21 protein-coding genes are annotated in these 18,413 nt (G+C 71.5%); 2 read left to right on the forward strand and 19 right to left on the reverse strand.

Translation table 11 applies throughout. The features are described from left to right. Positions 1–152: 152 nt before the first annotated feature. The 17 genes from ilvD to ACVMLK_RS14765 form a co-directional block, all read right to left on the reverse strand. Positions 153–2,009: a dihydroxy-acid dehydratase gene (gene ilvD / locus ACVMLK_RS14685; protein ID WP_457486793.1), complete on the reverse strand. Its 1,857-nt coding sequence runs from the start codon at positions 2,007–2,009 to the stop codon at positions 153–155. A 114-nt stretch (positions 2,010–2,123) separates the two neighbouring features. Further along, the gene (locus ACVMLK_RS14690; RefSeq protein ID WP_457486794.1) at positions 2,124–3,188 is read right to left on the reverse strand and encodes an alpha/beta fold hydrolase; all 1,065 of its coding nucleotides are present in this window, start codon (positions 3,186–3,188) and stop codon (positions 2,124–2,126) included. Positions 3,189–3,244: 56 nt separating this feature from the next. After that, positions 3,245–4,255: an NAD-dependent epimerase/dehydratase family protein gene (locus ACVMLK_RS14695; protein ID WP_232477216.1), complete on the reverse strand. Its 1,011-nt coding sequence runs from the start codon at positions 4,253–4,255 to the stop codon at positions 3,245–3,247. A 164-nt stretch (positions 4,256–4,419) separates the two neighbouring features. After that, complete coding sequence (locus ACVMLK_RS14700; protein WP_422922232.1) at positions 4,420–4,779, reverse strand: YqaA family protein; 360 nt, start codon at positions 4,777–4,779, stop codon at positions 4,420–4,422. A 98-nt stretch (positions 4,780–4,877) separates the two neighbouring features. Further along, positions 4,878–5,408, reverse strand: a complete 531-nt coding sequence (locus ACVMLK_RS14705) for a TIGR00645 family protein (RefSeq protein ID WP_457486795.1) — start codon at positions 5,406–5,408, stop codon at positions 4,878–4,880. Between the two features lie 108 nt (positions 5,409–5,516). Beyond that, positions 5,517–6,149 (reverse strand): 3-oxo-tetronate 4-phosphate decarboxylase, encoded by a 633-nt coding sequence (gene otnC, locus ACVMLK_RS14710; protein WP_198367189.1) that lies wholly within the window; start codon positions 6,147–6,149, stop codon positions 5,517–5,519. 71 nt (positions 6,150–6,220) lie between these two features. Further along, positions 6,221–7,609: a GntP family permease gene (locus ACVMLK_RS14715; protein ID WP_457486796.1), complete on the reverse strand. Its 1,389-nt coding sequence runs from the start codon at positions 7,607–7,609 to the stop codon at positions 6,221–6,223. A gap of 74 nt (positions 7,610–7,683) precedes the next feature. After that, positions 7,684–8,640 (reverse strand): D-erythronate dehydrogenase, encoded by a 957-nt coding sequence (gene denD, locus ACVMLK_RS14720; RefSeq protein ID WP_198367191.1) that lies wholly within the window; start codon positions 8,638–8,640, stop codon positions 7,684–7,686. Beyond that, positions 8,637–9,431: a DeoR/GlpR family DNA-binding transcription regulator gene (locus ACVMLK_RS14725; RefSeq protein WP_198367192.1), complete on the reverse strand. Its 795-nt coding sequence runs from the start codon at positions 9,429–9,431 to the stop codon at positions 8,637–8,639. The genes denD and ACVMLK_RS14725 overlap by 4 nt, the downstream gene beginning before the upstream one ends. Before the next feature lie 10 nt (positions 9,432–9,441). After that, a complete protein-coding gene (gene otnI, locus ACVMLK_RS14730; protein ID WP_198367193.1) occupies positions 9,442–10,221 on the reverse strand; it encodes a 2-oxo-tetronate isomerase in 780 nt (259 codons plus the stop codon). Between the two features lie 18 nt (positions 10,222–10,239). Beyond that, a complete protein-coding gene (gene otnK / locus ACVMLK_RS14735) occupies positions 10,240–11,502 on the reverse strand; it encodes a 3-oxo-tetronate kinase (RefSeq protein WP_457486797.1) in 1,263 nt (420 codons plus the stop codon). After that, positions 11,499–12,407, reverse strand: coding sequence for an L-threonate dehydrogenase (gene ltnD / locus ACVMLK_RS14740; protein WP_457486798.1), 909 nt, complete (start codon positions 12,405–12,407; stop codon positions 11,499–11,501). Before ltnD ends, otnK begins: the two co-directional genes overlap by 4 nt. Positions 12,408–12,667: 260 nt before the next feature. Next, the gene (locus tag ACVMLK_RS14745; protein ID WP_198367195.1) at positions 12,668–12,934 is read right to left on the reverse strand and encodes a glycine zipper domain-containing protein; all 267 of its coding nucleotides are present in this window, start codon (positions 12,932–12,934) and stop codon (positions 12,668–12,670) included. A 19-nt stretch (positions 12,935–12,953) separates the two neighbouring features. Beyond that, positions 12,954–13,391, reverse strand: a complete 438-nt coding sequence (locus tag ACVMLK_RS14750) for a Rap1a/Tai family immunity protein (RefSeq protein WP_457486799.1) — start codon at positions 13,389–13,391, stop codon at positions 12,954–12,956. A 153-nt stretch (positions 13,392–13,544) separates the two neighbouring features. Continuing rightward, entirely contained in the window at positions 13,545–13,889 is a 345-nt protein-coding gene (locus tag ACVMLK_RS14755) for a DUF2934 domain-containing protein (RefSeq protein WP_198367197.1), read from the reverse strand. 71 nt (positions 13,890–13,960) lie between these two features. Then, positions 13,961–14,332, reverse strand: a complete 372-nt coding sequence (locus tag ACVMLK_RS14760; protein WP_198367198.1) for a hypothetical protein — start codon at positions 14,330–14,332, stop codon at positions 13,961–13,963. A 99-nt stretch (positions 14,333–14,431) separates the two neighbouring features. Beyond that, complete coding sequence (locus tag ACVMLK_RS14765; protein WP_198367199.1) at positions 14,432–14,611, reverse strand: hypothetical protein; 180 nt, start codon at positions 14,609–14,611, stop codon at positions 14,432–14,434. Positions 14,612–14,883: 272 nt separating this feature from the next. On the opposite strand from ACVMLK_RS14765, the gene ACVMLK_RS14770 reads away from it, so the two are divergent. Beyond that, on the forward strand, positions 14,884–15,141 hold the full coding sequence (locus tag ACVMLK_RS14770) for a hypothetical protein (RefSeq protein ID WP_198367200.1): 258 nt from the start codon (positions 14,884–14,886) through the stop codon (positions 15,139–15,141). A gap of 80 nt (positions 15,142–15,221) precedes the next feature. Here ACVMLK_RS14770 and ACVMLK_RS14775 read toward each other — a convergent pair whose 3' ends face one another. Next, a complete protein-coding gene (locus ACVMLK_RS14775; RefSeq protein ID WP_457486800.1) occupies positions 15,222–16,226 on the reverse strand; it encodes an aldo/keto reductase in 1,005 nt (334 codons plus the stop codon). A gap of 112 nt (positions 16,227–16,338) precedes the next feature. Further along, entirely contained in the window at positions 16,339–17,271 is a 933-nt protein-coding gene (locus ACVMLK_RS14780) for a LysR family transcriptional regulator (RefSeq protein ID WP_422922227.1), read from the reverse strand. Positions 17,272–17,425: 154 nt separating this feature from the next. On the opposite strand from ACVMLK_RS14780, the gene ACVMLK_RS14785 reads away from it, so the two are divergent. Continuing rightward, the gene (locus ACVMLK_RS14785; RefSeq protein WP_422922226.1) at positions 17,426–18,355 is read left to right on the forward strand and encodes a quinone oxidoreductase family protein; all 930 of its coding nucleotides are present in this window, start codon (positions 17,426–17,428) and stop codon (positions 18,353–18,355) included. The last annotated feature ends 58 nt before the right edge of the window (positions 18,356–18,413 follow it).

Here is an 18,413-nt window from a genome sequence, read left to right on the forward strand (position 1 = left end):
CAGCGTGTCGGCCAGGGCGGCGCTCGCCGCCCCCGGGGGGGCGCCCCGGCCGCGCCACCGCAGGCTCTGGGGCGAGACGATCCGCGCGGCGGGCATCCGGGCGGATTGAGGTCCGTGCCGGGCGGGGCCCGCCGCCCCGCCCGGAAGGGCTCTCAGCGCCGCCGCAGCTGGCTGACGTCGCGCACCGCGCCGCGCGCCGCGCTGGTGGTCAGCGCGCCATAGGCCTGCAGCGCCATCGACACCTTGCGCTGGCGGTCCGGCTGCCAGGCCGCCTCGCCCTTCGCCTCCATGGCGGCGCGGCGCGCGGCGAGTTCTTCGTCGGAGAGGTCGACGCGCAGCACGCGGTTCGGGATGTCGATGACGATGGTATCGCCGCTCTCGACCAGGCCGATGGCGCCGCCTTCCGCCGCCTCGGGCGAGATATGGCCGATGGAGAGGCCGGAGCTGCCGCCGGAGAAGCGGCCGTCGGTGATGAGCGCGCAGGAGGAGGCGAGGCCCTTCGACTTCAGGTAGCTCGTCGGGTAGAGCATCTCCTGCATGCCGGGCCCGCCCTTCGGCCCCTCGTAGCGGATCAGCACCACGTCGCCCGGCTTCACCCTGTTGCCGAGGATGGCCGAGACCGCCGCCTCCTGGCTCTCGAAGATCACCGCCGGACCCGAGAAGCGCAGCAGCCTCGCATCCACTCCGGCGGTCTTCACGATGGCGCCGTCCAGCGCGATGTTGCCGTAGAGCACGGCGAGACCGCCGTCGCGGCTGAAGGCGTGGCCGACGTCGCGCACCACGCCGCCGGCGCGGTCGTCGTCCAGCGTTTCGTAGCGCTCGGCCTGGCTGAAGGCCTCGGTGGTGCGGACGCCGCCGGGCGCCGCGCCGTAGAGGGTGGTGGCGTCATCGCCCTGCTGCCGGCCGGGCGCCTTGATGTCCCACTTCTCCAGCGCGGCGGCGAGGCTCGGCGCATGCACCATCGGCAGCTCGCGGTGCAGCAGCCCGGCGCGGTCCAGCTCGCCCAGGATGCCCATGATGCCGCCGGCGCGGTGCACGTCCTCCATGTAGACATCGGCGATGTTGGGCGCGACCTTGCAGAGGTTCGGCACGCGGCGCGACAGCCGGTCGATGTCGGCCATGCGGAAGGGGATGCCGCCCTCCTCCGCCGCCGCCAGCAGGTGCAGCACCGTGTTGGTCGAGCCGCCCATGGCGATGTCGAGCGACATGGCGTTCTCGAAGGCCTCGAAGGTGGCGATGCCGCGCGGCAGGGCGGTGGCGTCCTCCTGCTCGTACCAGCGGCGCGCCAGGTCGACGATCAGCCAGCCGGCCTCGACGAAGAGCTTGCGGCGGTCGGCATGGGTCGCGACGATGCTGCCGTTGCCGGGCAGGGCGAGGCCCAGCGCCTCGGTCAGGCAGTTCATCGAATTGGCGGTGAACATGCCGGAGCAGGAGCCGCAGGTCGGACAGGCCGAGCGCTCCAGCCGCTCCGCCTCGGCGTCGCTGACATTCGGGTTGGCGGCGGAGACCATGGCGGTGATCAGGTCGGAGCGCTGGGTGGCGCCGCCGCTCGGCCGCCCCGCCTCCATCGGCCCGCCCGAGACGAAGACGGTCGGGATGTTCAGCCGCATCGCCGCCATCAGCATGCCGGGCGTGATCTTGTCGCAGTTGCTGATGCAGACCAGCGCGTCGGCGCAATGGGCGTTGACCATGTACTCGACCGCGTCGGCGATCAGCTCGCGCGAGGGGAGGCTGTAGAGCATCCCGTCATGGCCCATGGCGATGCCGTCATCGACGGCGATGGTGTTGAACTCCTTGGCCACGCCGCCCGCCGCCTCGACCTCGCGCGCGACCAGCTGGCCGAGGTCCTTCAGATGCACATGGCCGGGCACGAACTGGGTGAAGGAATTGGCGATGGCGATGATCGGCTTGCCGAAATCGCCGTCCTTCATGCCGGTGGCGCGCCAGAGGCTGCGCGCGCCGGCCATGTTGCGGCCATGGGTGGTGGTGCGGGAGCGGTAAGCGGGCATCGGCAGGGTCCTGGACGGCGTTCTTGTCCCCATCGGGGCGCGGGGGGTGTTGGAGGTATCGCAGCCGGCCGGGCGAGTCCATCGGCGGCGGCGCCGAGGCCTGGAGGGGGCGGGTCAGCGGTCCCGGCCCATCCAGGCCTCGGCCGCGCGGTCGGCGCCGGAGGGCAGGGGCGCGGCGGGATCGGCCATCCAGGCCAGCACATCGGCGGCGACGGCATCCCGCCCCTTGTCGCGCAGCAGCATGTGGTAGCCGGTGGCGTAATAGCCCGCGCGGTGCCTGGCGGTGCCCTCGGGGGCGCCCTCCGGGGCGGGCGGCAGGGCGCGCAGCAGCCCGCGCACCGGGCCGGGGGAGATGATGCGGTCCCTGGCGCCGTAGAGCACCAGCAGCGGGGCCCCGAGCCGCGGGGCCGCCGCCTTGGCCGCGTCCATCAGCCCGATCAGGCCATAGAGCGTGTCCACCCGCACCTCCTTGTAGGTCAGCGGGTCGCGGCTCCAGCCCCGCATCGCCTCCTCGTTGTCGGTGGGCGCGAAGCCGGGGGCCGCGTTGCGGAACTCGAGCAGCGGCACGGTGTGCGCCGCCAGCTCGAGCACCTGCCGGGTCAGCCAGGACATGTCGGCGCGCCCTTCCAGGGCCGGGGCGACGAGGATCAGCCCATCGACCGGCAGGGGTTCCGCGCCGCTCGCCGCCAGCATCGCCACGGCGCCGCCCATGCTCTCGCCGAGCAGGAAGAAGGGCAGGCCGGGATGGCGCTGCCGCAGCAGCCGCGCCGCCGCCGCCGCATCGGCGGCCAGGGCTTCGGCGCCGGCCCAGACGCCGCGATGCGGGGCGGCGCCGAAGCCGCGCTGGTCATAGGCATAGACGATGAGGCCGGCGGCCAGGAAGGGCTCGGCGGCGCGCCGGAAGGCGTTGCCGGCGGTGTCGCCGAAGCCGTGCAGGCCGAGCAGCACGGCGCGCGGCGGTCCCTCCGGCCGCCAGACATGCAGCGGCAGGCGGGCGCCGTCGGGCATGACCAGCGCCTCCTCCCGCAGGGCCGGCGCCGCCAGAGGCGGGCCGGCCGGAATCGTGCGCGGCGCGCAGGCGGCGAGGCCGGACAGCACGGCCAGGAGCAGGGGGAGGACCCAGGGGAGGACCCAGGGGAGGACCCAGGGGAGGACCAGGGGGAGGACCAGACGGATCATCGGTGCGGCGCAGCATGGCCCGCGCGCCGCGTCAGGGCCAGCGAAAGGCGGCCTCCTCAGCCGCAGCGATGATAGGCCCTGTACCAGTCCACGAAGCGCGCCAGCCCCTCCTCGATGGGCGTGCGCGGCGTGAAGCCCACCGCCTCGCGCAGGGCCGTGACGTCGGCATAGGTCCGCTCGACGTCGCCCGGCTGCATCGGCAGCAGGCGGCAGCGGACCTTGCGGCCCGTCAGCTGCGCCAGCACCTCCACCATGTGACGCAGCGGCACCGGCGTGTGGTTGCCGATGTTGAACAGCCGGTGCGGCACGCCGGGGTCGATCCGCCCGGGCTCCTCGTCCGACGCCGCGGTGTCGGCGGGCGGGCGGGCCACCAGTCGCTGGATCGCCTCCACCACCTCGTCGACATAGGTGAAGTCGCGGGCCATGTCGCCCTGGTTGTAGATGTCGATCGGCTGGCCCGCGTAGATGGCGTCGGTGAACTTGTAATAGGCCATGTCGGGGCGGCCCCAGGGTCCGTAGACGGTGAAGAAGCGCAGTCCCGAGGCGGGGATACGGTAGAGGTGGCTGTAGCTCTGGGCCATCAGCTCATTGGCGCGCTTGGTCGCGGCATAGAGCGAGACCGGGCGGTTCACCGGATCGGATTCGGCGAAGGGCAGCTTGGTGTTGGCGCCGTAGACCGAGGAGGAGGAGGCATAGACCAGGTGCTGCACCGGATGGGCGCGGCAGGCCTCCAGCACCGAGAGGAAGCCGTCGATGTTGGAGGAGGTGTAGGCCGCCGGGTTCTCCAGCGAGTAGCGCACCCCGGCCTGGGCGGCGAGATGCACCACCGCCTCCGGCCGGAAGGCGGCGAAGGCGGCGCGGGTCGCGGCCGCATGCGACAGGTCCAGGCGCTGGAAGGCGAAATGCGGCTGGTCGTGCAGCGTCTCGAGGCGGGCCTGCTTCAGGCGGACGTCGTAGTAGGAGGTGAGGCTGTCGAGGCCAAGAACGGCGCAGCCGCTGCGCAGCAGCTGGTGGGCGACGGCATGGCCGATGAAGCCGGCCGCGCCGGTCACGAGAATGCGCTTCATCCCGGCGCGTCGTTTTTCTTGGCTCGAAACATTCGCCTTCCCTGACATGACGGGTGGCGCCGCGGCAAGGGGCAGCGTTCCATCGCCGGATCGTCACATAGCGTCTTCCGCGGTTCCGGCAACCGGGCAGGGCGGGAAAGCCGCCCTTCTCCCCGGGTTTCCGCTCAGCCGCTCCAGCCCCGCAGCGCCGCCGCCAGGGCGATGTACCGGCCGGCCTTGCCGATGCTGACCAGGAGGAGGAACCAGGCCAGCGGGACCCGCAGCACCCCGGCGACGAAGGTGAGCGGGTCGCCGACCACCGGCAGCCAGCTCAGCAGCAGCGACCAGTGGCCGAGGCGGCCATACCAGCGCTCCGCCCGGGCCAGCGCCGCCGGTTTCACGGGAAACCAGCGGCGGTCGCGGAACCGCGCGGCCCAGCGGCCGAGCAGCCAGTTGACCACCGATCCGCCGATATTGCCCGCGCTGGCGACCAGGAGCAGCAGCGGCACCGCGTGCTCGCCCGAGAGCAGCAGGCCGGCCAGCACCGCCTCGGACTGCGCCGGCAGCAGGGTGGCGGCCAGGAAGGCGGCGGCGAAGAGGCCGCCATAGGCCAGGAGAGGCTCCAGGGCGGCCCCCTGCGGCCTCAGTGCCCCTCGCCCGAGAGCCGGTCCATCCAGGCCAGCAGCACGCCGGTCAGGCAGAAGCCGAGATGCACGGCCAGTTGCAGCAGGACGTCCTGCATCGGCTGGTTGTGGATGTCGAGGAAGGTCTTGAGCAGATGGATGCCGGAGATGGCGACGATGGAGGCGATCAGCTTCAGCTTGAGCGCCGAGAAGTCGACATGGCCGAGCCATTGCGGCCGGTCCTCGTGCTCCGCCACCTCCAGCCGCGAGACGAAGTTCTCATAGCCCGCCATGACGACGATGACGAGCAGGTTGGCGGCCAGCGTCAGGTCGATCAGGGTGAGCACCAGCATCACCAGGTCGTCGGTCTTCATGCCGCCGATGGCGGTGAGGCCGGTCCAGAACTCGACGGCGAAGCGGGCCGCGATCAGCAGCAGCACCGCCATCAGCGCCAGGTAGACCGGCGCCATGATCCAGCGCATGCCGAAGAGCGCGGCCTCGATCCGCCGCTCCACCGCCCTGCCCAGCGACATCCTTCTGTCCAGAGACATCCCGCGCCAAACTCCTTCCCGACAGGGCCCGGCCATTCCGGGCCCACCGGCTTCTGCCCTGACCGCGCCGTCTCGCGCAATCGCCGTCGTGCCGGGCCCGGCTGCGGCTCAGCCGTAGGTGGCCAGGAGATCGTCGATCTGCGCGGCGGTCAGCGCGCGGGGGGAGCGGCCATGCAGCAGCAGGGCCAGCCGGGCGGATTCCTCCAGCTCCTCGGCGGCGTAGACGGCATCGGTCAGGGTCGCGCCGGAGACGACGGGGCCATGATTGGCCAGCAGCATGGCGCGGGCGCCCCTGGCGGCCTCGTGGATGTCCCGCTCCATCGCCGCGTCGCCCGGGCGGTAGTAGCGGATCACCGGCAGGCTGCGGCCGACGCGCATGACGAAATAGGGCGTGAGCGGCGGGATCGGCATGGCATCGCCGGGCCCGGCCAGGCAGCCGATGGCGGTGGCGTGGGTGGAATGCAGGTGCACCACCGCCCCCGCCTCGGGCCGCGCCGTCAGCACCGCGCGATGCATGAAGACCTCCTTCGACGGCCTGTCGCCGCCGACATGGTTCCAGGCGAGGTCCAGCTTGCTGATGCGCCCGGCGCTGAGGCGGCCGAGCGAGGAATTGGTCGGCGTCATCAGGTAGCCGTCCGGCAGGCGGACGCTGATATTGCCGGCGCTGCCGACGGAATAGCCGCGCGCGAAGAGGCTGGCGCCGAGTTCGACGAGAAGGTCGCGCAGTTCGGGCTCGGTCATGGGATCGCTCCTGGCAGGAGAGGAAAGCGGGGCGCCCTTGTGGCACCCCGCCGGTCGGCCGAACCCGCCGGTCAGCCGAAGAGGGCGTTCACGATCAGCAGGGCGACCAGGCTGGTGGCCCAGCCGACCGTGCTCGGCAGCGACCAGGTCAGCATCTGGTGCTTGGCGTTCTTCACGCCGAGGATGCGGTTGATCACCCAGAAGTAGCTGTCGTTGAAGTAGCCGAAGACCATCGAGCCGATGCAGGCCGCCTGGGCCGCGAAGACCATGTTCACGTCCGGGATCTGCGCCAGGATCGGTGCGGAGATCGAGGCGCCCGTGATCATGGCCACCGTGCCGCTACCCTGGATGAGGCGAACCAGCGTGGCGATGACGAAGGGGATGAGCACGGCGGGCAGCGGCAGGGTCGCCACCCACTCGCCGATATAGGTCCCGGTGCCGCTGTCGCGCAGCACCGCGCCCAGCGCGCCGCCGGCGCCGGTCACCAGCAGGATGATGCCGGCCGCCTCGATGCCCTTCTCGAGCTCGGCCGCGGTGTCGTGCCGGTTCAGCTTGCCGGCCAGGCCATAGACGGCGATGACGACGCCGAGGCCGACGGCGATGACCGGGTTACCGATGAAGGCGCAGATCTGCACCGCCACGCTGTCGGCGAGCGCCGGGTTGCCGCTGGCCGAGACGATGCCGGCGACGACGGTGTTGAGGAAGATCAGCAGGATCGGCACCAGGATCGGCAGCATCGAGAGCCACAGCGGCGGCAGCTCCTTCTCCCGCTCCGCCGCGTTGCGCTTGAATTCCTGGAAGGCCTCCGCGGCAGTCAGGCTCTCACCGGTCTCGTTCCGGATCATCGCCTCGATGCGCGGCCCCATGGCGCGGGCATAGAGGATGATGGTGAACATGCCGGGAAGGGTCAGCACCACGCCCCAGAAGATCATCAGGCCGATGTCGACATTGAAGATGCCGGCGGCGCCCAGCGGGCCCGGAGTGGGCGGCACGGCATGGTGGGTCAGCATCAGGCCGCCGGCGAGGGCGATGCCGAGCGTCAGGATCGAGCGGCCGGTGTTGCGCGCCAGGGCACGGACCAGCGGATTGAGGATGACGAAGGCGCTGTCGCAGAAGATGGGGATGGAGACGATGTAGCCTGTCACCATCATGGCCCAGTCCTCGCGCTTCTCGCCCAGCCAGCGGACCAGCGTCACGGCCAGCCGCTCGGCGGCGCCCGAGATCTCGAGGATGCGGCCCATCATCACGCCGAAGCCGATCACCAGGCCGATGGTCGAGAGCGTCGCGCCGAAGCCGGTGGTGATCGACCGCACCACGCCGGCGGGCGCCATGCCAGCGGACAGGCCGGCGATGGAGGCGGCGATCACGAGCGCCACGATGGCATGGATCTTGGTCCGCAGAACCAGGAAGATCAGCAAGGCGATGGCGAAGACGAGGCCGATGATGGCCTCAGGTCCCACCGCGGATGCGGCAGCGTTCATTGTACTCTCCAAGCGTCGGGAGAACCCCGGGGCCCGGCGCCCCGGAGTGCATGTCAGCGGACGAATTCGTCCTTGTACTGCCTCACCACGGCGTCGAAGTCGCCATCGCGGGTGAAGCCGAGGGCCAGCGGCCGGCTGACGTCGAAATCGCCCGGCCAGGAGCAGACGATGTCGATGACGCGCTGCTCCGGACGCTGGGTGACGAGCGCGCGCGGCGCGGCGCCGCCGACCCGCTCCAGGCTCGCCAGCATCTCGGCCACGGTGACGCAGATGCCCGGCAGGTTCAGCACCCGCCAGGGCCCGATCGCGGCACCATCGACGGCCAGGGCATGCACCAGGTTGCTCACCACCGTATCGGGCGAGGAGAGCCACATCCGCGTCTCCGGCGGCACCGGGCAGTTCGAGGCGACGCCGTTCAGCGGTTCGCGGATGATGCCGCTGGCGAAGGAGGAGGCGGCGGAGTTGGGCTTGCCCGGCCGCACCACGATGGTCGGCAGGCGGCAGACGCGGCCATCGACGAAGCCCTTGCGGGAATAGTCGTTGACCAGGATCTCGCCGATCGCCTTCTGCGCGCCGTAGGAGGAGGCGGGCATCAGCGCCATGGTCTCCGGCACCACCTCCGGCATGGCGCCGCCGAAGACGGCGAGCGAGCTGGCGAAGACGAAGCGCGGGCGCCGCCCGGTGGCGCGCGCGGCCTCCAGCAGGGCGCGCGTGCCGTCCACGTTGACGCGCAGGCTGAGGTCGAAATCCTCTTCCGACTGCCCGCTCAGCACCGCCGCGAGATGATAGATGCCGACGGTCTCGGCATCGACCAGCGAGCGGATGAAAGCGGGATCGGCGATGTCGCCGGTGACGGAGCGGACGCGCGCATCCTCGACCGGACAGGGCGCGAGGTCCACGGAGACGATGCTGTCGAAGGCCGGAACGCCGCGCGCCGCGCCATCCGACAGCAGCGCGCGGATGACCCGGCTGCCGAGGAAACCGGCGCCGCCGGTGACGATGATCTTCATGCGGGTGAAACTCCCTGTTGGTCCGGCGCCGGCGCGGCGATGTGCAGCGCGATGCCCCGCTTGCCGATCTCGGCGCGCACGCTCTCCGGCAGGCCGGCATCGGTGACGATCGCGGAGAGCGCCTCCAGCGGCACGGCGTTGAAGGTGCCGACGAGGCCGTACTTGCTGCTGTCGGTGACGAGGATGCTGCGCGTCGCGCTCTGCGCGATGGCGCGCTTCACCGCCACCTTGTTCTCGGACGGCGTGGAGACGCCGCGCAGCCCGAAGGAGGAGGTGGAGATGAAGGCGATGTCGAAGTTGAAGCGGCGGATCGCCTCCGCCGCCGGCTCGCCGACGCAGGACTGGTTCTCCCGCTCCACCTGGCCCCCGGTGTGGTACAGGCGGCAGCGCGACTCTCGCGTCAGCAGCGCGCCGATGACGAAATCGTTCGTGACCACGGCGATGTCGTCGCGGGGCGCGATGTGCTGCGCGATCTCCAGAGTCGTCGTGCCGGCATCGAGGTAGACCACCGCGCCCTCGGGCACCATCGCCGCCGCCACCCGCCCGATCGCCGCCTTCTCGGCATGCGCCACGGTGGCCTTGACGGCATGCGAGGGCTCGAAGGAGATCCGCTCCGGCAGGCAGATGCCGCCGGCGACCGACATGACCCGCCCCGCCCGCTCGAGCTGCTGGATATCGCGCCTCACCGTCATGTGCGAGACGCCCAGCAGCCCGGTCAGCTCGGCGATGCTGAGCACCCCGCGGCCGGTGAGCCGCGCGAGGATCAGGTTCTGCCGCTCGGCGGGGATCATGCGGCCCGGCTCAGCCCGCCTTGTAGGGCTGGAACCAGCCGAGGCCCGCGGTGGTCTCGCCGCGCGGATTGTACTCGCAGCCGATCCAGCCGGTGTATCCGGCGCGGTCCAGGACGGCGTAGAGATGCGGATAGTTCAGCTCGCCCTCGTCCGGCTCGTGCCGCTCGGGCACGGAGGCGATCTGCACATGCGCGAACCGGCCGGCCATCTTCTCGATGAGCTTGGTCAGGTCGCCGTCCATGATCTGCGCGTGGTAGAGGTCGAGCTGCACGGCGACATTCGGCCGCGCCACGCGCTCGACGAGCTTCACCGCCTCCATCTGGTGCGCGATGAAGTAGCCGGGCATGTTGCGGCTGTTGATCGGCTCGACCAGCAGGGTGATGCCCTCGGGCGCCAGCGCATCGGCGGCATAGCGGAAGTTCTCGACGAAGGTGGCCTCGCAGGCGGCGCGGTCCAGCCCCTCGGTGAGGCCGGACATGGCGTGCAGCGTCCTGCAGCCGAGCGCCTTCGCATAGCGCAGTGCCGTCGCGACATTGTCGCGGAACTCCTGCTCGCGCCCCGGAATGGCGGCCATGCCGCGCTCGCCCGCCGCCCAGTCGCCCGGCGGCATGTTGAACAGCGCCTGGGTCAGCCCCGCCTCCCGCAGCTTCGCCGCGACGACCTCGGGCGGATGCTCGTAGGGGAAGAGGAACTCGACCGCCTGGAAGCCGGCCTTGGCGGCGGCGGCGAAGCGGTCGAGGAACGGGACCTCGGTGAACATCATCGAGAGATTGGCGGCGAAGCGCGGCATGTCGGTGTCCTCCTGTTGTCAGCCGGCCGGGTTCTGCGCGTCGAAGAAGAAGCGCTCCTGGCCGAAATTGCCCGACTTCAGGGCCAGCGAGAGCGGCTTCTCCACGGCGCGCACCCAGGGCACGCCGGGGGCGATCTGCGGCCCGATGTGGAAGCCCCGGATGCCGAGCGACTGCGTCACCGTCCCCGAGGTCTCGCCGCCGGCGACGATGAAGCGGTCGAAGCCCGCCGCCTCGAGCCGCCGCGCCAGGCCGCCGAAGACGCGCTCGACGGCGGCGCTCGCCGCCTCGCCACCCAGGCGTTGCTGGATCTCGCGCAGCTGCTCCGGCCCGACCGTGGCATAGACCAGCGGCGCCGGCCCATCCGGCGCCTGTGCCAGCACCCAGTCCGCCAGTTCGGCGGCATAGCCCTCGGCATCGGCCAGGGCGCGCTCCGCCTCGACGAAGACGGCGGGCGCCGCGTCGCGATAGGCGGCGACCTGGGCATTGGTCATCTGCGAACACGAGCCGGAGAGCACGATGGCGCGCGCCCCGCGCGGCCGGCCGGCCGCGGCGGCGGGGGCCGCCGCGCCGGTGTCGCTCCAGGCGCGCGCCATGCCATCGGCCAGGCCCGAGCCACCGGTGACGAGCCTCATGCCCGCCACGGCCTCGCCCATAACGACGAGATGCGCGTCGTTCAGCGCGTCCAGCACGGCGTAGCGGAAGCCGTCCCGCCGCAGCGTCTCCAGCGCCGCGCGCGTCGCCCCGGGGCCCTGGTCGAGCACGGTGTGCGGGACGTTGCCGGTCCGGCCGCGCGCCTGCGCGTCCATCAGCCGCATCAGGTTGCTGTCGGTCATCGGCGTCACCGGGTGGTGGCGCATGCCGGATTCCGCCAGCGGGATGCCGTTCACGAAGAGATAGCCGTGGTAGATGGTGCGGCCGTTCACGGGCAGCACCGGGCAGATCACGGTGAAGTCCTCGCCCAGGGCATCCAGCAGCGCATCCGTCACCGGGCCGATATTGCCGCGCGGCGTGCTGTCGAAGGTGGAGCAGTACTTGAAGAAGAACTGCGGGCAATCGCGCGCCTGCAGCCAGCGCAGCGCGTCGAGGCTCTGCGCCACCGCCTCGGCCACCGGGCAGGAGCGGGTCTTGAGGCTGATGACGACGGCATCCGCCTCCACCTGGAGGTCGGCCGCCGGCACGTCGTTGAGCTGCACGGTGCGCAGGCCGTTGGCGACCAGGAAGCCGGCGATGTCGGTGGCGCCGGTGAAGTCGTCCGCGATGACGCCGAGGCGCATGGTCATTCCCCCTTCCTGCCGGGCAGGGCGATGCCGGCGAAGGTCTTGATCACCGCCGCGTCGTCCTCCTTGCCGAAGCCCGCGTTCGAGGCGTTGGCGAACATGGTGTAGGCGGTGCTGGCCAGCGGCAGCGGGAAGTTCAGCGACAGCGCCGTCTCGGTCACCAGCCGGAGATCCTTGACGAAGATGTCGACCGCCGATTTCGGCGTGTAATCGCCATCCACCACATGCTTCATGCGGTTCTCGAACATCCAGCTGTTGCCGGCGGCGTTGGTGACCACCTCGTACATGGTGCCGAGCGGGATGCCGGCGCGGGCGGCCAGCGCCATGGCCTCCGCCCCGGCGGCGATATGCACGCCGGCGAGGAGCTGATGCACGATCTTGACCGTGGCGCCGAGGCCGATCTCCTCGCCGATCTCGTAGACCTTGCCCGCCACCGCATCGAGCACCGGGCGCAGCCGGTCGAACGCGGCGCGGGAGCCCGAGGCCATGACCGTCATCTCGCCGGCGGCGGCCCTGGCGGCGCCGCCCGAGACGGGCGCGTCGAGCGGCAGCAGGCCGCGCGCTTCGAGCCCGGCGGCGATCTCCTTCGCGTCGGCGGCGGAGATGGTGGCCGAGACCATGACGCCGGTGCCGGGGCGGAGCCGCGCGGCCAGGCCGTCCTCGCCGAAGAGCACGGCCTTGCACTGGGCGGCGTTGACCACCAGCAGGAGCACGGCGTCAAGCTCCTCCGCGAAGGCCAGGGCGTTCTCACCGGCCCCCGCCGCGCCGCCCTCGGTCAGGGCCGCGCGGGCCGCGGGATTGAGATCGGCGCCATAGGTGCGAAGGCCGGCGCGCAGGCAGGATTGCGCGGCCCCCATGCCCATCGAGCCGAGCCCGACGACGCAGACCGTGTAGCTGTTGGCGATCATCCCGGCCTCTCTGTGAAATTATGATGGCATCCGTGATCGGCGCCCTTCTAGGCTCTGGGCGCGCGACAAGGAAGATCAAAAAATCACACGATTTCCAGAGATTTCACGAGAAGTCGCGTTCTGGCGCAGGCCGGGCATGAAAAACCCCGGGAAGGCGTGCTTCCCGGGGCGGACGGGCCAGGCGCAGGCGGCGGCCTGCAGCATTTGTTTTTGCCAGCATCTTCACCCGATCAGGCAATTTCACCTGATCGGGATCTGTTCTAGCGGCGCGAGCGCCCGTCGCGGTAGCCGTCGCGGTAGGAGCGCTGCTGCGACTGGTCATATAGGTAGCCGGCACCGGCACCGGCACCGGCACCGAGCAGCGCGCCCCAGCCGGCATTGCCGCTGAAGGAGCCGATGACGCCGCCCAGCGCGGCGCCGCCGGCCGTGCCGCCGACGACGTTGCGGGTGGACGGGTTCATGTCGGCGCAGGCGCCGAGCGAGAGGATGGCGGCCAGCGGCAGGGCGAGGCGCAGGGGTCGGATCATGATGGCGTTCCTCCTCGTCTCAGCGGGCCGCGCCGCGCGCCGGGCGCGCCGGTGTCGGGCAGGGATAGGTGGCCTGGGCCCAGCGGAACAGGCCGTCCAGCGCCGGCTCCGCGGCGTGCTGCGGGTTCTGCCGCGCCCAGGCGGCGAAGCCGAGACCGGTCTGCGCCACGGTCGGCGCCGGGTCCGGCAGGCAGAAGAGGGGCGGGCGCCGACCGCCGGCCGGATGAAGCGCCGTATGGTACTGGCCGGCCGCGGTCACATAGCCCTGGCAGTAGGCGATGGCTTCCAGCCGCAGCGGGCTGTTCGCCGGGGGGTCGCAGATGGCGGCGAGGTCGGCGACGGTGCGGACCTCGGTGACGGCGGAGGGGGTGGCGGAGGGGGTGGCGGTCTGGGCGATGGCCGGCACCGCCAGCGCCGAGGCGCCGATCAGGGCCATGGCCGTGAGCATAGTCCGCATATCGTGTCATCCTTGCGGTTGCGACGAACGTCCGGCCCCAGCCGCGCCCTTCCCGCTTCCACGGGGGCGGGGGCGGCCGGGCTTTCCATCACTGTCCGGCTGACGGTGGCGAAATTGGGGCGGAGCGCCACCGCGGGTCACAGTGGGCGGGAGTCATTCCGACTTGCGCTTGCGCGCCTTCTTCGGCGCCGCCTTCGCGCCGGACTTCTTGTCGGGAAGCTCCTCGAGCGTGGCGGAGCGCGCGGGGAGGGGTTCGTCTTCCGGGGCCTTCGGCTTGTCCTCGCGCTCGCCCGGCATGGTCACGGAAGGCGGGTCGCTGGCCGGGAAGGTGTCCGCCAGTTGCTGGTCCAGCTCGTCCGAGAGGGCCCGCGCCTGGCCCGTGACCTCGGTGCTGGCCTGATACCAGAAGGAGTCGGCCTGGCCCTCGGGACGTCCGGCTGCCTCCCAAAGCTCATAGGCCCGTTGTCGGATGCGGGCTTCCTGATCCTCGCCGCTCATGCGACTCTCCTTTATGGATCGCTGGTAACAAGGTTCGTCCAGCAGGGTTGCGGGATCAAGCGGCGGCCGGGTCAGAGTTCTCGCCCGATGAGGCGGTTGAGCGTGCGGCAGGCGGCGACCACGGCCATCAGCAGCAGGCCCTGGCGGATCAGCCCGCCCGGCGTCAGCCATTCGCCGCCGATCTGCAACTGGCGTGGCAGGTACTGCAGATATTGCTGCAGCTCCGGCTCCAGGGTCAGGCCTCCCGCCAGCTGGAGCGCCAGCCACCAGATGCCGCCGGCCAGCAGCAGCAGCGGCGCCAGGAACTCCGCGAGCAGCTCGATGAAGGTCAGGGCGAAGCCGGCGAGGGCGCGCGCCAGGGTGGCCAGGCCGCGCAGGAGCGGGTTCGTCGCCGGTCGTTCATAAGGGCGGTCGAACATGGTGCGGGATTCGGTGCGGGACATTCTGCGCTCCATGCCGATGGCCAGGGGTGTGTCATCAGCGACTTTGGCCATTTCGGGTTGTGGCGTCAGGTAACGCTGACGTGAAGGCGGGAAGGGCCCTCAGGCGGCGATCTTCCCCAGCAGGCGGCGCGCCCGCAGGGCCAGGGCGCGGATGGTCTCGTCCGGCAGCATGTCCACGCCCGGCACCGTGTCGTAGTGCAGCTTCCGCTTGACGACATAGAGGCCACCGACGGCGGGGACGATGGTGGCGGCATCATAGGCGAGAAGGGACAGCAGCATCAGAAGCCCCGCGCGAGGCGCCCTCACGGCCCGGCGGTGCCCTGGCGCGGCGGCGGGCTGTCAAGTCGGCTTTCCTCAAGGCAGTGCATCACGCAGGCCATGTCCTTTCGCCTGTCCCGGGGCATGGACGGCATTGTATTCCCTGCGGACGGCCGGGCGGATGATTTCTTCGCTTTGCGCTCGGGAAGCTCAATGACGAGCTCAGGCTTTGTGATGTGGCCGAGGCTGAAAATTGCCCTTCATGGTGAGGGGATTGGCAGTAGGATAGCGCAATGGTTGCATTGTGGAACGGATGGCCTGACTCTCCGGAGCGGAGCGACTGGCACTGGATCGAGGACGGGGATGGCCTGCGCCCCCTCCTCTGGCGCGGCCAGGACTGGCCGGAGCCCGCGGACCGCATGAGCTGGCGGGACGGCTTTGCCATGCTGCTGCCCGAGGATCTGCGCCACGGCACCTACCATGGCCGCCTCATCATGCCGCCCACCGTGGCGGCGAAGTTCCGGCTCAATGTCATGCTGGCCGTGGCCTGAGGGCCGGCTGACGACCGGCCGCCAATGCCCCCGGCCCGCGCCGGGGGTCCGCCGGCCGGCCGGTGCCCGCCGCCCGCGACTCAGCCCGGCGCCCGCGCGAAGCCGGCGGAGATGTCGGCCACGCGTCGCAGGGCCCCCTCCGGAAGCGGTCCCGTCAGCACGGCGGCGAGGGCTCCCTCGAATTCCTCCAGGCTGGCCATGCCGACCAGGATGGTCTCCAGCCCGGGCTGGGCCACGGCGAAGCGGATGGCGGCCTCCGGCAGGGAGGCGGCGAAGCCCTCGGTGACCAGGGGCATCAACTCCGCAGCCCGGGCGAGATCGGCCTCGTAGGATTCGCCGGAGCCCATCGGCGCGGGCGCCGGGCTGGCGACCGGATGGCGCGCGGCGGAACCGCTCAGCGCCCCACCCGCCAGGACGCGGATGCCGACGGCACCCATCCGCCGCGCCCGCATGCGGCCGAGCAGCCGCCCGTAATCCTGCGCCGGATAGCCGGCCGGAAGCACGAGGCCGGCCGAGGGGTTCAGCATGTTGTAGATCACCTGGGCGCCGCCGAAGAAGCCGGCGTCGATCACCTGGTGCAGGGCGGCGGTCTCGCCGACGGCGGTCATCGCCGGCACCCGGATCCTGCCCGCCTCCTGGAGCGCGCGGAAGGCCGGCACGACCTCCTCCAGCACCTGGCGCACGCTCAGATTCTCCCCGCCGCCTTCCTGGGTGATCTCGTTGTGCAGGTAGAAGATGTCCGCATGGTCGCGCCGCAGCCGCCTGAGGCTGCCCTCGAGGGAGGCGGCGACGGCGCTGCCGATGGCGCCGAACTCCGCCGAGCGCAGGCGGACCTTGGTGCCGACCAGCGCCGACCCCGCCTTCAGCCGGTGCAGGGCGGCGCCGAGGTTCTCCTCCGAGGCGCCGTCGCCGTATTGCACGGCGGTGTCGAAATAGGTGATGCCGGCCTCGAGCGCCCGGGCGACGGCGCGTTCCCGGTCGGCCGCGGCGCCGCGCACCATGAGGCCGCCGACGCCGCCGCAGCCGAAGCCCAGGCGGGAGACCGGCAGGCTCTCCGGTCCGAAAGGACGTGTGCCGATACGCATCGTGAAACCTCCCCGGGCGCGCGGCTCGTCATGGCCGCCGTCGCGGAGGGCATGGTGCCGCCATGCGACGGCCGGCGCCAGGGGCGAGGTGGGGCCCTTCCCGGCCACCGCGTCAGCCCGTCCAGCTCAGCCGGATGGCGCGCGCCACCTCCTCCACGAACAGGCGCGTCTTGGCCGGCACCATGCGGCCGGGCGGCAGGACGGCGTGGACACCGCCGCCCTCGGGGCCGCTCCAGCCCGGCAGGACCTCCACCAGCTGGCCGGCCTTCAGCGCCGGCCCCGCCAGCCAACTGGCGATGAAGGCGATGCCGGCGCCCCCGATGGCCGCTGTCAGAAGGGCCTCGGAATAGTCCGCCGTGAGGCTGTAGGGCGGACGCACGGTCTGCCGCCGCCGGTCCTTCACCAGCACCCAGTCGGGCCATGCGGCGTGGCCGGTGAAACCGAGGCAGGCATGACGGACCAGCTCGGCCGGTACCCGCGGCGCGCCACGGCCGGCGAGATAATCCGGTGCCGCGACGAGGATGGTCCGGTAGGAGGCCAGGTGCCGCACGGTCAGGGAACTGTCGCGCTGCGGCGTGGCGACGACGCGGATTGCCACGTCGAAGCCCTCGGCGATGATGTCGACCAGGTGGTTGGAGAAGCGGGCCTCGATGCGGATCTGCGGATGCCGCCTCAGGAAGCCCGGAAGCAGCGGGGCGATCCAGTGCTGCCCGAAGGTCACCGGCAGCGCGACGCGGACGGTGCCCCGCGGGCTCGCGGCGTGGTCGCTGGCCTCCCGGTTGGCGTCGGCCATCTCGTCGAGCAGGCTCTGCACACGGCGGCAATAGGTCGCCCCGGCCTCGGTCAGGCTGACGCGCCGCGTGGTCCTGGAGAGCAGCCGGACCCCGAGCCGCCGCTCAAGCTGGCTGACCCGGCGGGAGAGGACGGAGGCGTCGCGGGCCAGCAGGCCGGCCGCCGCGGTGAAGCTTCCGGCCTCGGCGACGGCGACGAAGGCGGCCAGCTCCTCGAGCCGTCCGGGCTCGAGCAATTCCTGCGGGATCTGCACGAATGATTTGCGTACCGGCCACATTATCTCCCCTGTCGCATAGCCTACCCTGCGCGGCCAGGACAACAGGAGGCCCTGCATGGCCTCGGGCCGGGAGGCGGAGATGGTGAGATGTCGTCGCGTCGAAATCAGGGCGTTCGGACCGCCCGAGGTCATGACGATCGTCGAGGAGGATCTGGCCCCCCCGGCGGCGGGCGAGGCGCGGCTGAGGCACAGCGCCATCGGCTTCAACTTCATCGACATCTATCAGCGCAGAGGCATCCGTAAACTCCCCCTGCCGACGGGCCTGGGCTTCGAGGCGGCCGGCGTTGTCGAGGCGGTCGGCCCCGGCGTGTCCGGGATCGGGCCGGGCGACCGGGTCGCCTACATGAACGCCGGGGTCGGCGCCTATGCCGATCGCCGGAACGTCCCGGCGGCGAAGCTTGTGAAGTTGCCGGAGGCAGTGGGGGACGAGGCGGCGGCCACGCTGCTCTTCAAGGGGATGACGGCGCAGTACCTGCTCCGCGCCACCCACGCCGTCGCGCCGGGTGACCTGCTGCTGGTGCATTCGGCGGCGGGCGGCGTCGGCCAGATCCTGACCCGTTGGGCGACTGCCCTGGGCGCGACCGTCATCGGCACGACTGGATCGCCGCACAAGACGCCGGCCGCCCTGGCGGCCGGCTGCGCGGCGGTGATCGACCTGAACGACCCGGACTGGCCGCGAGCCTTCCTGGTGGCGACGGGCGGCCGGAAGGCGCGCGTCGTCTATGACGCGGTGGGCCAGGACACGCTGCTGAAGTCGCTGGACTGCGCCGCGCCCTTCGGGCTGGTGGTTAGCTACGGCAACGCCTCGGGGCCGGCGCCCGCCATCGATCCGGAACTGCTGGGCCAGAAGGGCGGGCTGTACCTGACACGCCCCTCGGTCTTCCCGCACAATGCCGAGGAGGGGGCCTTGCGGGCGCATGCGGCCGATCTCTTCGACGCGATCGTGAAGGGGCACGTGAAGGTGGATGTCGGCCAACGCTTCCCGCTCGACCGGATCGTGGACGTGCATCGCGCGGCGGAGGAGCGCCGTGCCGAGGGGGCGATCCTCATCACGCCCTGACGGCGCCGGCCCCCCCGCCCGCCCCCCCCCCGGGGCGGCGGGCGCGCGCGGGGGGGGG

The sequence above is a fragment of the Teichococcus aerofrigidensis genome (assembly GCF_054073225.1).

What these genes read in the sequence shown, in the direction of transcription:
- denD (WP_198367191.1), bottom strand. Translation starts at nt 8,640, where the DNA reads ATGAAGATCATCGTCACCGGCGGCGCCGGTTTCCTCGGCAGCCGGGTC.
- ACVMLK_RS14755 (WP_198367197.1), bottom strand. Translation starts at nt 13,889, where the DNA reads ATGAGCGGCGAGGATCAGGAAGCCCGCATCCGACAACGGGCCTATGAG.
- ACVMLK_RS14745 (WP_198367195.1), bottom strand. Translation starts at nt 12,934, where the DNA reads ATGATCCGACCCCTGCGCCTCGCCCTGCCGCTGGCCGCCATCCTCTCG.
- ACVMLK_RS14775 (WP_457486800.1), bottom strand. Translation starts at nt 16,226, where the DNA reads ATGCGTATCGGCACACGTCCTTTCGGACCGGAGAGCCTGCCGGTCTCC.
- ACVMLK_RS14785 (WP_422922226.1), top strand. Translation starts at nt 17,426, where the DNA reads ATGACGATCGTCGAGGAGGATCTGGCCCCCCCGGCGGCGGGCGAGGCG.
- ACVMLK_RS14765 (WP_198367199.1), bottom strand. Translation starts at nt 14,611, where the DNA reads ATGCTGCTGTCCCTTCTCGCCTATGATGCCGCCACCATCGTCCCCGCC.
- ACVMLK_RS14725 (WP_198367192.1), bottom strand. Translation starts at nt 9,431, where the DNA reads ATGATCCCCGCCGAGCGGCAGAACCTGATCCTCGCGCGGCTCACCGGC.
- otnC (WP_198367189.1), bottom strand. Translation starts at nt 6,149, where the DNA reads ATGACCGAGCCCGAACTGCGCGACCTTCTCGTCGAACTCGGCGCCAGC.
- ACVMLK_RS14705 (WP_457486795.1), bottom strand. Translation starts at nt 5,408, where the DNA reads ATGTCTCTGGACAGAAGGATGTCGCTGGGCAGGGCGGTGGAGCGGCGG.
- ilvD (WP_457486793.1), bottom strand. Translation starts at nt 2,009, where the DNA reads ATGCCCGCTTACCGCTCCCGCACCACCACCCATGGCCGCAACATGGCC.
- otnI (WP_198367193.1), bottom strand. Translation starts at nt 10,221, where the DNA reads ATGCCGCGCTTCGCCGCCAATCTCTCGATGATGTTCACCGAGGTCCCG.
- ACVMLK_RS14770 (WP_198367200.1), top strand. Translation starts at nt 14,884, where the DNA reads ATGGTTGCATTGTGGAACGGATGGCCTGACTCTCCGGAGCGGAGCGAC.
- ACVMLK_RS14760 (WP_198367198.1), bottom strand. Translation starts at nt 14,332, where the DNA reads ATGTCCCGCACCGAATCCCGCACCATGTTCGACCGCCCTTATGAACGA.
- ACVMLK_RS14695 (WP_232477216.1), bottom strand. Translation starts at nt 4,255, where the DNA reads ATGAAGCGCATTCTCGTGACCGGCGCGGCCGGCTTCATCGGCCATGCC.
- ACVMLK_RS14750 (WP_457486799.1), bottom strand. Translation starts at nt 13,391, where the DNA reads ATGCGGACTATGCTCACGGCCATGGCCCTGATCGGCGCCTCGGCGCTG.
- ltnD (WP_457486798.1), bottom strand. Translation starts at nt 12,407, where the DNA reads ATGATCGCCAACAGCTACACGGTCTGCGTCGTCGGGCTCGGCTCGATG.
- ACVMLK_RS14690 (WP_457486794.1), bottom strand. Translation starts at nt 3,188, where the DNA reads ATGATCCGTCTGGTCCTCCCCCTGGTCCTCCCCTGGGTCCTCCCCTGG.
- otnK (WP_457486797.1), bottom strand. Translation starts at nt 11,502, where the DNA reads ATGACCATGCGCCTCGGCGTCATCGCGGACGACTTCACCGGCGCCACC.